Source organism: Andreprevotia lacus DSM 23236 (assembly GCF_900176275.1).
Taxonomy (GTDB): domain Bacteria; phylum Pseudomonadota; class Gammaproteobacteria; order Burkholderiales; family Chitinibacteraceae; genus Andreprevotia; species Andreprevotia lacus.
In genome coordinates this window covers 1-14,456 of the sequence record NZ_FWXD01000033.1, presented here as the reverse complement: position 1 = coordinate 14,456, position 14,456 = coordinate 1, and the positions used below count along the sequence as shown (strand labels likewise).

12 protein-coding genes are annotated in these 14,456 nt (G+C 62.1%); 6 read left to right on the top strand and 6 right to left on the bottom strand.

All coding sequences use genetic code 11. The annotated features are described in order from the left end of the window. Positions 1-1,030: 1,030 nt before the first annotated feature. Entirely contained in the window at positions 1,031-2,230 is a 1,200-nt protein-coding gene (locus B9A19_RS18765; RefSeq protein WP_084092694.1) for an MFS transporter, read from the bottom strand. Positions 2,231-2,400: 170 nt separating this feature from the next. Here B9A19_RS18765 and aceK point away from each other — a divergent pair, with 170 nt between their 5' ends. Both aceK and B9A19_RS18755 read left to right on the top strand, forming a co-directional pair. Further along, the gene (aceK, locus tag B9A19_RS18760) at positions 2,401-4,224 is read left to right on the top strand and encodes a bifunctional isocitrate dehydrogenase kinase/phosphatase (RefSeq protein ID WP_084092693.1); all 1,824 of its coding nucleotides are present in this window, start codon (positions 2,401-2,403) and stop codon (positions 4,222-4,224) included. A 139-nt stretch (positions 4,225-4,363) separates the two neighbouring features. Beyond that, positions 4,364-5,101, top strand: a complete 738-nt coding sequence (locus B9A19_RS18755) for a substrate-binding periplasmic protein (protein WP_084092692.1) — start codon at positions 4,364-4,366, stop codon at positions 5,099-5,101. A gap of 1 nt (position 5,102) precedes the next feature. Here the strand turns inward: B9A19_RS18755 and B9A19_RS18750 are convergent, their stop codons facing one another. Both B9A19_RS18750 and B9A19_RS18745 read right to left on the bottom strand, forming a co-directional pair. Beyond that, positions 5,103-5,666, bottom strand: coding sequence for a flavin reductase family protein (locus B9A19_RS18750; protein ID WP_084092691.1), 564 nt, complete (start codon positions 5,664-5,666; stop codon positions 5,103-5,105). A gap of 18 nt (positions 5,667-5,684) precedes the next feature. Then, positions 5,685-6,647 carry a hypothetical protein gene (locus B9A19_RS18745; RefSeq protein WP_139798978.1) on the bottom strand — a complete coding sequence of 321 codons (963 nt, stop codon included), beginning with the start codon at positions 6,645-6,647 and terminating at the stop codon, positions 5,685-5,687. Between the two features lie 84 nt (positions 6,648-6,731). Between B9A19_RS18745 and B9A19_RS18740 the strand changes: the two genes are divergently transcribed. Beyond that, the gene (locus B9A19_RS18740) at positions 6,732-7,223 is read left to right on the top strand and encodes a M48 metallopeptidase family protein (protein WP_084092689.1); all 492 of its coding nucleotides are present in this window, start codon (positions 6,732-6,734) and stop codon (positions 7,221-7,223) included. Between the two features lie 123 nt (positions 7,224-7,346). Here B9A19_RS18740 and B9A19_RS18735 read toward each other — a convergent pair whose 3' ends face one another. The 3 genes from B9A19_RS18735 to B9A19_RS18725 form a co-directional block, all read right to left on the bottom strand. Beyond that, the gene (locus tag B9A19_RS18735; protein ID WP_084092688.1) at positions 7,347-8,990 is read right to left on the bottom strand and encodes an outer membrane protein assembly factor BamB family protein; all 1,644 of its coding nucleotides are present in this window, start codon (positions 8,988-8,990) and stop codon (positions 7,347-7,349) included. 216 nt (positions 8,991-9,206) lie between these two features. Then, a complete protein-coding gene (locus tag B9A19_RS18730; protein ID WP_084092687.1) occupies positions 9,207-10,154 on the bottom strand; it encodes a hypothetical protein in 948 nt (315 codons plus the stop codon). Positions 10,155-10,163: 9 nt separating this feature from the next. Continuing rightward, positions 10,164-10,391 (bottom strand): RNA-binding S4 domain-containing protein, encoded by a 228-nt coding sequence (locus tag B9A19_RS18725; RefSeq protein WP_084092686.1) that lies wholly within the window; start codon positions 10,389-10,391, stop codon positions 10,164-10,166. 155 nt (positions 10,392-10,546) lie between these two features. On the opposite strand from B9A19_RS18725, the gene B9A19_RS18720 reads away from it, so the two are divergent. The 3 genes from B9A19_RS18720 to B9A19_RS22280 all read left to right on the top strand — a co-directional run. Beyond that, positions 10,547-11,473 carry a DUF808 domain-containing protein gene (locus B9A19_RS18720; protein ID WP_084092685.1) on the top strand — a complete coding sequence of 309 codons (927 nt, stop codon included), beginning with the start codon at positions 10,547-10,549 and terminating at the stop codon, positions 11,471-11,473. A 199-nt stretch (positions 11,474-11,672) separates the two neighbouring features. Next, positions 11,673-13,529, top strand: coding sequence for an ABC transporter ATP-binding protein (locus B9A19_RS18715; protein ID WP_084092684.1), 1,857 nt, complete (start codon positions 11,673-11,675; stop codon positions 13,527-13,529). Between the two features lie 710 nt (positions 13,530-14,239). Continuing rightward, a partial coding sequence (locus B9A19_RS22280) for a transposase (protein ID WP_139798977.1) occupies positions 14,240-14,456 on the top strand: 217 nt, incomplete at its 3' end.

Genomic DNA, 14,456 nt, shown 5'->3' with positions numbered 1-14,456 from the left:
AACAATGCTCGCGAAAACAACATAACATTATTATTTTCTAATACAAACCATTTAACGAAAGCCCCTGGCAAACAGCGCAAAACGCATGCATTTTTGTTGGAATGTGTTGTTTATGCGCACGGCATAATGCGGGTGGCCATTGTTGCGGCGGCAGTGACGCTCATCTCAACAGTGCAAATGATGGATATGCCAGTGGTAATGGCTACCTTGCGGCGCAATGCGCTGCGCCTATTGACGCCCTACGCATTGAAGCCAGGCCCAGCAAGCAGGGCGCAATAGCGCAGCATATTGCGCCGTAACAGCCGCCGGTTTTACCACCGCGAGTGAATGGGCCTGCAAGACTGGCAGCCCCTTGCAGCGCAATGCACAGCGCTTGTTGCGCCCTACGGGCTACGAGGTTTGCTAGGGCCTGTTAACACTTATTTCGCGCTTGCGCTGGGCCGCAAAGAGGTCAGCTACAAGGCACGCAACGCAGGCAATAACCGGTTATTGCCAAGGCGCGTAACGCCGTAGATGGCCTCTTTGCGGCCCAGCCCTGCGGGTTCGGGGTATTTCGGGCGGTTCGCTGCGTTGCAAACCGCTTGCGGTACCCGTACCGCGGCGCGCTTCGCGCCTTGCGCTCCATCCCAAACTACCCCGAACGCAAGCGTGAAATAAGTGTTAACAGGCCCTAAACCGCTTCGGGCAGCACACCACCTCAGCCCCTTCTGAAGCGCCGAGCAGCACAGCCCGGCGCGGGGTAGTCGGGAAGGGATGTTTGAGCCCGCAGGGCGGGTTACCCTCCCGCCGCGTTGGGCGCGCAGCGCAGGGCACCGCTTGGCGCAGCCAAGTGGCGCGTAGGCAGGTGACGCCAAAGCTTGGCGGCTTTGCCGCCTGGCGACGCGGGATGCCGGCTTGCCGGCGCACCCTGAATAACCAGAAGGCGGCGAGCCCCCCCTTGACCTGCCCGCCGGGCGGAACCGGCGCCAAAGCACCGTGCCGCAGGCGCTAAACCTGCTGTTGCCTTCTTGATGGCAACATCAGGTGCCCATCAAGACACCATCTTCACCCGCGAGGCCACCCACACCGCCAGCAAGCCGAACGCACAGCTCAGCCCCCCCACCCAGCCGTAATGCAGCAAGCGCCCCGCAGCATCCTGGCTCATCATTGCGCCGGCCAGCATCGCGGCCACGCCGCCGGCAAAGTTCTGCAATGCCGAGTTGAATGCCATCAGCCGCCCCCGCATGCGCGGCTCGGTGGCGCCGGTCACCAGCGCCATGGCCGGGATGAAGCGGCCGCTGACGAATACGAAAAACGCGCCGCCGATCACCAGCTGCCAGACCAGGCTCAGCGGCAGAGTTTGCGTAACCAGGATGATGGGCACGAAGCTCATCAGCACCAGAGCGCCCAGCACGCGGTTGCGCGGGTAGCGGTCGGTCAGCCCGCCGATCACCGGCCGCGTCAGCAAGGTGAGCGCGCCGCCCACCAGATAGACGTAAATCAGTGCCGATGCCGGCATGCCCACGTTGGCCACCAGCGATGGCGAGATATACGGGATGACGGTAAAGCCGGACAGCATCAAACAGCCGGTGGCGCCGCACGCCCACCAGTGGTTGGGCACGCTCAGCAACTCGCGATAGCTTTCCAGCATCCCGGCACGCGGCTGGCCGGCCTGCGCCGCCAGATGGCCGCGCACCGACGGCACCACGCGCGCGGCAATCGCCAGCACCAGCACGCAAACGATGGACAGCACGCCAAATGGCCAGCGCCAGTTGCTGTGCGTGGCAATCACCAGCCCCAGCGGTACGCCGAATACGGCCGATAGCGAAAAGCCCATCATCACCCAGCTCATGGCGCGGCCGCGTCGCTCGTTGGGGATCACGTCGCCGACGATGGCCAGACAGATCGAGCCGATCACGCCGCCAAAGAAGCCGGCAATGCAACGGCCCAGCAGCAGTGTGTAAAAGCTGTTGGCGGTGGCGCAGGCCAGAGTGGACACCACCAGCCCGGCATAGCAGGCAAGCAAGGCGTGGCGGCGGTCGAAGCGGTCGGCCAGCGAAGTAGCCAGCAAGGACGACACGCCGGCAGTGAGCGAATACGCCGACACCAGCAGGCCGAAGGTAGCCGTGGTCACGTGCATTTCCTGCATCAGGAACGGCGACAGCGGCATCATGATCATGAAGTCGACGATGTTGGTGAACATCACCAGCATCAGCACGATCAACAGGGCTTTTTCGGTCTTGGGTGACATCGGCCAGAGCCTGCACGGGATAAAACCCCACTTTACAGAACCGTTCAGCAAGGTATGTAACGTAGTTTCAAATGGCCGGGTACAACCGCCCCAACGCCCTGCCGGGGGATATTCCGCATCACGCTGCAGCGCAGCAGCGACTAGATTGGTATGTAGGATCAGGAGCCGCCATGTCCAACCCAGTCCCGCCCCATGCTGCCTCGCCCGCCACAGAAGCGGGCATTGCACCGTTCAGCCCCTATGCAGGTGATGCCGAGCCCGGCCCGCCGGTGATCGCGCGCGCGATACTCGATGGCTTCAACCGCCACTATCTGCTGTTCCGCAATGCCAGCCGGCAGGCGCAGCGCAATTTCGAATCGGGCAATGCCATTGCGCAGCGTGATGCGGTGCGCAACCGCATTGCCTTTTACGATATCCGCGTGTCCGAGGCGGCCGAGCGGCTGCGCCACGATTTCCGCGCCGAAACGCTCACCGATGCGATGTGGGCGCGCATCAAGGTCGAATACATCGGGCTGCTCATCAACCACAAGCAGCCCGAGCTGGCCGAGACCTTTTTCAACTCGGTGTGCTGCCGCATTTTGCACCGCAGCTATTTCCACAACGATTTCATTTTCTACCGCCCCGCCGTCTCGACCGAATACATCGAGGCCGACAGCCAGCCGGCGTGGCGCAGCTATTATCCGACGCGTGGCGGGCTGGCACACACGGTTGAGCGCCTGCTGCTTGATTACCGCTGGGGCCTGCCCTTTGTCGATCTCAAGCGTGATGTGCGGCGGGTGATCCGCGCGCTGCACCGGCATCTGGGCCACTGGCCCCGGCTGGCGTTCAATGCGCAGATCCAGGTGCTGGCCACACCATTTTTCCGTGGCAAGGCGGCTTATATCATCGGCCGCGCCATCAATGGCGATCTGGACCTGCCGTTTGCGCTGCCGCTGTACCGCAACCACAGCGGCCAGCTGTATATCGATGCGGCGCTGTTCGAGCGCGAGCACATCCGCCACCTGTTCTCGCTGTCGCGCGCCTATTTCCTGGTCGATATGGAAGTGCCCTCGGCCTACGTCGCCTTTCTGCACGACCTGCTGCCGGAGACCTCGCGTGCCGAGCTGTACACCATGCTGGGGCTGGGCAAGCAGGGCAAGACCATGTTCTACCGCGAGCTGTTCCAGCACCTGCGCCACAGCAGCGACCGCTTTACCTTTGCGCCCGGCATCAAGGGCATGGTGATGATCGTGTTCACCCTGCCCTCCTTCCCCTTCGTGTTCAAGGTGATCAAGGACGTGATCGCGCCGCCCAAGGAGGTGGACCGCAAACTGGTGCGCGAGAAATACCTGCTGGTAAAACGCCATGACCGGGTGGGCCGCATGGCCGACTCGCTGGAGTTTTCCGACGTGGCGCTGCCGCGCGCGCGCTGCGACCCGGCGCTGATCGAGGAACTGCGCCAGCTGGCGCCGTCGATGCTGGAGGAAGACGGCGACAGCATCGTGATCCGCCACCTGTATATCGAACGGCGCATGAAGCCGCTCAATGTGTGGCTGGACGAGCGCAGCGGCGACGCCATCGAGGGCATCGTGCGCGATTACGGCAATGCGCTGCGCGAGCTGGCGATTGCCAACATCTTCCCCGGCGACATGCTGTTCAAGAACTTCGGCCTGACCCGCGCTGGCCGCGTGGTGTTCTACGACTACGACGAAATCGAATACATGACCGATTGCGACTTCCGCCGCATTCCACCGCCGCCGTCGCCCGAATTCGAAATGAGCGGCGAGGCCTGGTACACCGGCCACAAAAACGAGGTCTACCCCGAGGAGTTCGGCACCTTTCTGCTCTACCGCCCCGACGTGCGCGCCGCCTTCACCAAATACCATGCCGACCTGCTGCAGCCGGCGTTCTGGCAGCAGACCAAGGCGCGCATCCAGGCTGGCATCGTCGAGGATTTCTTCCCCTACCCGCAGGCGCTGCGTTTTTCGCACCGCTACGGCAAGCACCGCGACTGAGTACTGCCGGCGCAACCCGGTGCAATTGCCGCCAGCACGGTTTTGCCAGTGACGTCGGGAGCTGCCGCTCGGCAGTTGCCTTACTGCCTGCGCCCACGCTCCTGCTACATTGTAAGCATTAAACTGACAGGACAAGGGCATGCGTGGGTTTTACATCGCGGCTTGCCTGCTGGCCGCGCAGGCTGCCGTTGCCGCGCCGCTGCGCATCTGCGCCGAGGACCAGTGGCCACCGTTCGCCTTTGTGCAGGACGGCAAGCCGGCTGGCGCCTCGATCGATCTGGTGCTGGCAGCCTTCAAGGCCGTCGGTGTGCCGGTAAATGTGGAAAGCGGCAGCTATGTACGCTGCATGCAACTGGTGCGCGAAGGGCGCTTCGATGCGCTGATCGACGTGGCGCAGAACGACGAACGCCGCCCGCAGCTGCTCTGGCCGCGCCAGCCCATGCTGCTGCTTGAATTGCATCTGGTCGGCAACAAGCCGCGCGGCAACGACAGCGCCGGCTTCGAGCGCATGCAGTCACGCCGCGTGGGCATCACGCGCGGCTATGAATACCCCAATCGCATGCTCACCCAGCCCGGCATCCAGCTGGTGGAATCACCCAGCGAGCTGGGCAACTTTCGCCACCTGGCACTGGGTGACCTCGACTTCATGCTGCTCAGCCGTGGCACGCTCGCCACCCTGCTGAGCCAGCTCACGGTGAGCGAGCGCCAGCATATCCACGACTGGGGTGCCATCGACACGCTGCCGCTCTACCTCGCCTTCGGCCCCGGCAAGCCCGAGCACCAGCAAGCCGCCGATGCGTTTGACCGCGGCATGCAGCAATTACGCAAGAGCGGTGACGACCAGCGCATCCTGGATAAATGGAAGGCGGTGCCGTGATTCAATCCTGCCGTGCCCGAAACAACTCACCCGCCTCAAAAAACGCCCCGCCCGCCACATGGTGAATGCTGCGCGGTGCACCGTCGGCAAAGTGCCAGCGGCCGTCGCTGTACACCTGCGGGTCGGCCCAGGCCGCCACGGCCTCGACGATGAACAGGTCGTAGGTTTGCTGGTTGTGCGGCTCGGGGATGATCTTGCACTCCAGCCAGGCCAGGCAGCCCTCGACCAGCGGCGCTTCGATGTGGCTGCCGGCAAAAGTGGCAATCTTGTGTGTGGCGAACTTGTCGCCGTCGCGGCCGCTGCTATTGCCCACCGCATAGGTCAGCTCAGCCTGTGCGCGCGACGGGATTTGCAGCGCAAGCGTGCCACTGGCCTCGATCAGCTCGCGCGTGTAGGTGTTCTTGTCGATGACCACCACGAACTTGGGCGGATCGAAATCCAGCACGGTATTCCACGCCGCCGCCATGATGTTGCAGCGGCCGGCGTGCGCGCTGGTCACCAGCACGGTGGGGCCGTGGTTGAGCAGGCGGCAGGCTTGCGGCAGTGGGACGGCGATATGGCTCATGTTGTACAGGCTCGTTTATCAATTGGAAGCGGTACGCGGGCCCCAGTCGCCCTCGCCCAGATAGGCGGCGACGGCCTCGCTCAGGCTGACGCCCAGATGCGTCTGACAGGCACTCGCACCGGCATCGGCACGCCGGGCATCGCCGGCAAAGGCCAGAAAGCGCGCCCGCTCGCGCGAAAGTCCACCCACCAGCACCTGTGCCAGCTCGTAACTGTGCGACTGGTATTCATCCGGCGCAGAAAAACTCTCGCCCGACCAGAAGCGCTGGATGGTTTCGGCAGTCCACAGTGCCTGATGGCTGCGTTGCTGCTCGAACGGGGTTTGCTGCGGCCGCACCGGGTAGCACAGCTGCTCGAACGTAACCGCCAGCCCTTCGTCCAGCCAGCGCGGCAAGCGGCGCTTGCGCAGCATGGCGTGCGTCAGCTCATGCGCCAGCACCGGTTCGACCACGTGGAAGCCATGATAGGGCAGGGCAATGTGCCCGGCGCCCTCATACAAGAACATGCCGCCGGACAAACCGTATGCGCCGAAGTCCGGGTAATAGTATGCGCTGTAATCGTGATAATCGGCCGGGCTGCCAAACACCAGCACCGACATTTGCCCACTGGGCGGCTCGGCCAGACCTGGCAGCAATTGCAGCAGGCGCGTGGTCAGTGATTCAAGCACGTCGAAGTAAGCGGAAGTGCGCTCCGGCAGCCCCTGCGGATAAAACAGCAGAAAGCGTGGCGAGCTGGCGATGGCCATGCTGCCACCGGCCAGCGCCTGCCACTCGCTCAGCCAGTGATGATTGGCCGCGCCATACCACGCAGCCTGCTCGGCCAGCGGCTGCCCGGCGAGCCAGCCCTGGAAATGACGCCAGTCCGGACGCGGAAACCCCAGTTCATCGCCATAGATGGGTAGCACATCGGGCGGCAGGGTGAGCTGTGGGGGTTGAGGCGCAGACGCAGGCGGTTTGCGCTTGAACAATGCTAGAAGTCCCATGCTGTCTCATTGCTTGCAGAACGCTTGGGGTTATAACGCAAATTTCGCAGGCTGGCATCTGCACTGCCGATTTACAATCCAGCCATGGCCCCACTCAAATACCTTGCCGCCTACCCCGAGCACCTGCAAGTACAAGTACAGCAACTGCTGGCCCGCAACGAGCTGGGCGCGGCGCTGACGCGCCGCTATCCTCAGCCCAATACCGTGCAGACCGACAGTGCACTGTATGACTACGTGAACGAACTCAAGCAGCGCTACCTGAAAAACGCGCCACCGTTGAGCAAGGTGCTGTACGACAACCAGCTCGACCTGATCGGCGGCACCCTGGGCAGCAATACCTTTGCCTCACGCGTGCAAGGCAACAAGCTCAAGCGCAAGAACGAGATCCGCATTGCCAGCCTGTTCCGCACCGCGCCGGCCGAGTTCCTCAGCATGATCACCGTGCACGAGCTGGCGCACCTGAAGGAAAAGGACCACAACAAGGCCTTCTACCTGCTGTGCTGCCATATGGAGCCGGATTATCACCAGCTGGAGTTTGATTTGCGGGTGTGGTTGACGTGGAAGGAGTGCGGTTGAATTCCAAGCACCTGAGCGCTTGCTGCCTGAGTCGCCGCCTCAGCCGCGCCGTGCTGGATCGCATCAGCGCGGCTGGCCTTGTGGTAATGGCAATCACAGGGGTGATTGCCATTACCGCTCAGGCTACTTCAGATTGAATGCCAGCAAAGTACCCGCATTGGCTGCGGTGCCGGCAACCAACAAGGTGCCATTGGCAGCAATGGTCAAATACCCAGCAGCGTCATAAGTCCATGCCGTGCTTCGGCTTGCCAGATCCAGACCGTAAATGCGCTTTTCAGTCGACAAGAACAGCATGTTGTTGGTGACGATCAGGTTGCCAAACACCGCCGTTGTATCATCTTTGGGCGGTTGCCAAGACCAGAGCGTGTTCCCGGTCTTTTCGTCATAGGCCGTAATTTGGTGAGGTCCCACGCTGGCAACGTAAATGACACCGCCTCCCACCACCGGATCTTGCACAAACTGCCCGCGCCGTACCCAATTTACGCCGTTGTCGATATCAAAGCTAACCAAGGCATTTTGCGGATTATTCTGGAAATCGCGCGAGTTGATTACGATAACATCATTCATGCTGCCCAAGACGGGAATGCCGGGAGCCGGGAAACTCCCGGTGATCGTGCCAGCGGTATCAGGAAACTTTCTGAGCACGGCGCCATACTTTTTGCTCAGCACGGATAGTGCAGAACCGCCCGTATCCAGACCAGCGTACACATAGACATTTGCGCGATCTACCGCTGGTGTGCCGTAGAAATACTTGTTGATTGGCGTTTTCCACTGAATACCGCCATTTTTGTTGTAGCCGTAGAGATAGCTCGTGTAGTCAGGAACACCGTTCAGGTAATCCGCTACGCTGTAGATGAGATTGTCATCAATCACTGGCGCATATTGCGGCGTGCCATAAGCATAGTTAGCTTGCTTCGTCTCGATGAGCCGCTGAGAATCGACAAGGTTATAGACAAGCACCGAAGTGTTGCGCGAGGTCAGATACAATTTATTGTCTGCAATCGCAGGCAAGCCAAAGAATGAGTACGACCCAGAATTAGGCAAAGCCGTCCATCTCAGGGAACCATCATCAATATTGATGCTGGTAAGGGTCTTATCCTGATAAAGCACAGCACTGTTACCTGACGTGATGATCTTGTCGTACACCCGATAGTCATACTGATAGGACTTATTCAGACGCCAGCGCGGTGAAAATTGCTTGGGGTCCAGCGTTACCGGCACATAGCCGTTGTGCGCATTGTTGCCTTGCGTAGTCGTCCAGTCCGCGACACCATTCCAGGGCACAAGAGGCTCCTGCTTGCCGGCGATATTGACGGAAATGGGAAGATACGCCGGCGAACCCGGGTATTCACTTGCGCATTTGTCGTCCTTGCACAGCTGGATCTTGATTGTTCCCGTATGGTTACCGGGTTTCAGGGAGGCCCGAGTGGTCACGGTAGCCCGATAGGTCCCATCTGCATTTTTCAAGGCAGGGATATTGGGCTCAATAATGCCGTTGGGTTCGGTAACCAGAATATACAACGCGCCGGTAATGGCCGTTTTCAGCGTGGCAACCGTCGAGAGCGTGGTCGAATCGCCGGAAAACGGCAGATCGACCGAGAGTGTGGATGGCGAAAACGAAAGCGCCGCATTGGGATCCTGGCCGGGTACCGGCGTGACCTGATTGCTGGGCGTGCTGCTGCTGCCACCACCACCACCACCACCGCATGATGCCAGTGATAGTGCCAGCACAAGGGCTACCGGCAGCGTCATTGCTTTGAAATGCATGTTCAACTCGCAGGAAAAATAATGGATTTGATCTGCGCCGGCATGCCTTGCTGCCCGCGCCGGGCTTCTTCGGCGGGCCTGCAAGGCATGCCAAGGGCTGGCAGAACGGTGTCCGGATTCTCGCAGAAATGTATCAATATGCGTACAGGTGACGGCGCAGATTGCCTGCGCACGGTTGGCGAGTACAACGCCGCCAGCAGGGTTTTGCTAGCGGCGCTACGCCCCGGCCTTGCGCTGAAACACCCACACCCCCGCCTGCAGCTCGGGCGGCAGCACCAGCGCGCCCAGGTTGCTGCGCTCGGTGATGTCGAACGCGGTTTGTGCTTCGTAATCGGCCCAGTTGCCGGTGAGGAAGCGCGAGCGGCTACCAATCACGATATAGGTCTGCACGCTGCGCTGGCGGAATATCTGCCGCTCGAAGCGATTGCCGGCCGGCGGCCACGAGCACAGCACCACCTGCGGCTGGTGGCGCTGGATCGCGGCGATGGCATCGCTGTTTTCCACATCGGCCGGGTAGTTCACTGCCTTGTGCCAGCTCTGGTCGTCGGACGCCTGCACGGGCGTGCCGTGTTCGGTGAGAAAGCGCGCCAAGGTGCCGTCACCAGCCGCCACTTCAATGGCGCTGCGGCCGGCAATCAGGCTGGCCAGTGCGGCAATCAGCTCGCGGCTGTAAAAGCAGTAGATGCCGCGCGTTTCCACCAGCGGCATCAGCAGCCGTTTTTGCGTGAGCAGCGGCCACAGCAGGCGGAAGGCGCGCAGACTCACCGGCTTGCGCTCCAGCCCGTGCTTGAACAACAGCCGCTGCGCAATCCAGCCGTTGAACAGGTTGAAGCGCACCTTGCCCTGCTTGACGCCAGTGGCGGTAGAGAACGCGTACTGGCGCAGTGCCAGCCCGGTCAGCCGCTGGCGGGCCTGCTCGCTGACGAATAAGGCAAAAGCGCGGCCATCGCGCTCGCCGGACAAAAATCGCTCGCCCCGGCCGGCCAGCTGGCTATGGCTGGCGATCAGCCGGCGGATTTCCTCGGCATCGCGCCGCGCAAATACCTCGGCCAGCTCGGCGCGCACCGCGGCCCATTCCTGCGGGCAGGCCTCGGCCAATGCGGTCAAGGTCGGGCTGCCTTGCAACAGCTGCCAGCGTGCCTCGGGGCTGTGCGGGGCGTTCATGCCGCTGGATCAGGCCGCTTCGGCGACGACGCGGATTTCCACTTCGTCCGCCACGTGCACCACAAAACCGGGGTAAATCTTGTTGGTCTTGCGCAGCTCCTGCGCGCCGTTGACGCTGACGACGCCGCTGGCGACCAGCGCCTTGCCGGCGCCGCCGCTGTCGACCACGCCGACGATTTTCAGCAGGTCATTGAGGGGAATGTATTCGGTAGAGATTTCGACTTCGAGGATTTGCATGGCAGTACACAATGGGGCAAAACGTCATCCTACCAGTGGCAGGGGCAAGATGCGCCCAACTGCATGCGTGGCTGAGCTAGAATCAATCTTTCATTGCCGGCACAACATAGAAAGCTGGCAGATACATACTCACTGTACACAAGGATTTCCCCATCATGGCCGGTAGCAGCCTGCTGGTATTGCTCGATGACATTGCCGCCGTACTCGACGATGTGGCGCTGATGACCAAGGTCGCCGCCAAGAAAACCGCCGGCGTGCTGGGCGACGATCTGGCGCTGAATGCCGAGCAGGTGTCTGGGGTGCGCGCCGAGCGCGAGCTGCCGGTGGTGTGGGCCGTGGGCCTCGGGTCGCTGCGCAACAAGGTGATCCTGGTGCCGGCGGCGCTGCTGATCAGCGCCTTCATCCCGTGGGCCATCACGCCCTTGCTGATGGTGGGTGGCGCTTATCTGTGCTTCGAGGGCTTCGAAAAGCTGTGGCACAAGTACGGCCCGCATCATGCTGAAGACGAAGCCGACGAGGCGGCCGTGGTGGCCGCAGCAGCCGATCCCGCCATCGATCTGGTGGCGTATGAAAAAGAGAAGATCAAGGGCGCGATACGCACCGACTTCATCCTGTCGGCCGAGATCATCGTGATTGCGCTGGGCACCGTCGAACACGCACCGTTCATGACACAGGTGGCGGTGCTGGCCGGCATTGGCCTGGTGATGACCATCGGCGTGTATGGTCTGGTAGCCGGCATCGTCAAGCTGGACGACATCGGCTTTTATCTGGACCGCACCAGCAAGAACAATGGCTTGCGTGCCGTCGGCCGCGTGCTGGTGCAGTCGGCGCCGTATCTGATGAAGGCCTTGACGGTGATCGGCACGGCCGCCATGTTCCTCGTCGGTGGCGGCATCCTCACCCACGGCATTGCGCCGCTGCACCATGGCATCGAGCATCTGGCCGGCACCTTGCCGCTGGGCAGCGTGGTGGGCGCGCTGCTCAATGGCGTATTCGGCGTGGTGGCGGGTGCTGCCTGCCTGGTGGCCGTTGCGCTGGGTGGCAAGCTGCTGGGTGCGTTCAAGCGCCCTGCGGCCAGTTAGCGCGCAACAAGCAGCCAGCCCCCAGCAGGAAAATCAGCCCGGACAGGGTCGTCAATATCTGCAAGGCCAGCAACAAGGTATCCATTTACAATTCCATACCAATCGGAATGCGGAAATGTATACAGCCCGCATGAAGGGCCCATGACATCGCCCAGCGGCCCCACAAGGGCGGCTGCGGCGCTTTAGAAAAGGAATTGCCGTGTTCAACTGGTTTGAAAGCCGCGTCAACCCCTATCCGGATGGCGCCCCCACACAGCCGCCCACCGGCTTCTGGCCCTTTGTCTGGGCCGGCACGGCCGGCATGCGGGCAATGATTGCCATCGTCATCGTGCTGACGGCCGGCATCGGCGCGTTCGAGGCACTGCTGTTCTCGATGATGGGCACGGTGGTGGACTGGCTCAGCCATGTGCCGGCTGCCGAGTTGTGGACGCAGCACAAGGGCCAGCTCTTGCTGCTGGGCGGCATCCTGCTGGCCAGCCCGCTGCTGATTGCCTTGCAGTCCTTGTGTAAATACCAGGCGCTGGCCGGCAACTTCCCGATGCGGCTGCGCTGGCTGTTCCACCGCCACCTGCTCGACCAGAGCATGAGCTTCTATCAGGACGAGTTTGCCGGCCGCGTGGCCGCCAAGGTGATGCAGACCGCGCTGGCGGTGCGCGAAACGGTGATGATCCTCAGCGACATCCTGGTGTTCGTCACCATCTATTTCATCACCATGCTGGCGGTGGTCGGCCACTTCGATGCGCTACTGATCTGGCCCTTTATCGGCTGGCTGGTGCTGTACGGCATTGCCGTGTGGTATTTCGTGCCCCGGCTGGGCAAGGCCGGCAAGCAGCAGGCCGATGCGCGCAGCCTGATGACCGGCCGCGTGACCGATGCGTATACCAATATCGTCACCGTCAAACTGTTCTCGCACGCGCAGCGCGAGGCTGGCTTTGTCAAAAGCGCGATGCAGGAATTCATGCAATCGGTGTACCGGCAGATGCGGCTGGTCAGCGGCTTCGAGATCGTCAACCACATGCTCAACATGCTGCTGATTGCCGTAACCACCGGCGCAACCTTGTGGCTGTGGAGCCAGGGCAAGGTCGGCGTGGGCGCAGTAGCCGCGGCTACGGCGATGGCATTGCGGCTGAACGGCATTTCGCACTGGATCATGTGGGAAATGGCCAGCCTGTTCGAGCAGATCGGCACCGTGCAGGACGGCATGAACACGCTGTCGCGCCCGATTGCGATTACCGACGCAGCCGATGCCCAGCCGCTGCAGGTACCACAAGGCGAAGTGCGCTTCGAGAACGTGAGCTTTGCCTACGGCGGCAAGCAGAACGTGATCGACCGGCTCAACCTGACCATACGCCCGGGTGAGAAGGTCGGGCTGGTTGGCCGCTCGGGCGCGGGCAAGTCCACGCTCACCAGCCTGCTGCTGCGCTTTTACGACGTCGAGCAGGGCCGCATCCTGATCGACGGGCAGGACATTGCCCACGTCACGCAGGACAGCCTGCGCGCGCACGTGGGTATGGTCACGCAGGACACTTCGCTGCTGCACCGCTCGGTGCGCGACAACCTGCTGTATGGCCGGCCGGATGCCAGCGATGCCGAGATGATGACTGCCGCCACGCGCGCCGAGGCGCACGAGTTCATCCAGCAGCTGACCGACCCCAAGGGCCGCAGCGGTTACGAAGCCCACGTGGGCGAGCGCGGCGTGAAGCTGTCGGGCGGGCAGCGTCAGCGCATTGCCATTGCCCGCGTGATGCTGAAGGACGCGCCCATCCTGCTGCTGGACGAAGCCACCAGCGCGCTCGATTCGGAAGTGGAAGCCGCCATCCAGAGCAGCCTGTACACGCTGATGGAAGGCAAGACCGTGGTGGCGATTGCGCACCGGCTGTCCACCATTGCCGCCATGGACCGACTGATCGTGCTCGACAAGGGCGAGATCGTCGAGGAAGGCAACCACGCCGAACTGCTGGCGCGTGGCGGCCTGTATGCGCGGCTGTGGGCGCATCAGAGCGGTGGCTTCCTGGGTGAAGAGGTCGAGGAAGAGGCGCAAGTCGTCCCGGCATGAAAAACCGGCCGAGCGCTTGCGGTCGCCTTCGTGCCACTGACGAGCGTAGCGAGGCCCCCACGCGGCGGCGAGGGCGGGGGGTGTGGGATCAAACGGACGGGCGCCGCTGTTTTACCTTCAGCAAACGGTGAGTACCCGGCTTTGCCGGGTGCTTGATGCCGGTATAAGCACAGATGACGGTCGAGGGTACACAGGCTGTTGTGCACCCAAGTGTTTGACTTGCAACGACCCGATTCGTGCCGCTGACGAGCGTAGCGAGGCCCCCACGCGGCGGCGAGGGTGGGGGGTGTGGGATCAAACGGACGGGCGCCGCTGTTTTACCTTCAGCAAACGGTGAGTACCCGGCTTTGCCGGGTGCTTGATGCCGGTATAAGCACAGATGACGGTCGAGGGTACACAGGCTGTTGTGCACCCAAGTGTTTGACTTGCAACGACCCGATTCGTGCCGCTGACGAGCGTAGCGAGGCCCCCTCGCGGCGGCGAGGGAGGGGGGTGTGGGATCAAACGGACGGGCGCCGCTGTTTCACCTTCAGCAAACGGTGAGCACCCGGCTTTGCCGGGTGCTTGATGCCGGTATAAGCACAGATGACGGTCGAGGGTGCACAGGCTCTTGGAGGCTGTTGTGCACCCAAGTGTTTGACTTTGATGTGGTTCAATGATTCTGGACACCAACTAAGGTGGTCCTCACACCACCGCACACAGGTGTCACGATGAACAATACCCGACGATCGTTTACGTCAGAATTCAAAGCCGAGGCCGCTGCCTTGGTGGTCAACCAAGGCTACAGCGTGGCTCAGGCCTGCACCGCCATGGGCGTCGGCGAGACTGCCATGCGCCGCTGGGTGGCCCAGCTGCAGCAGGAACAAGTTGGCATCACCCCGCAGAGCAAGGCTCTCACCACCGAGCAACGGCGCATTCAAGAACTCG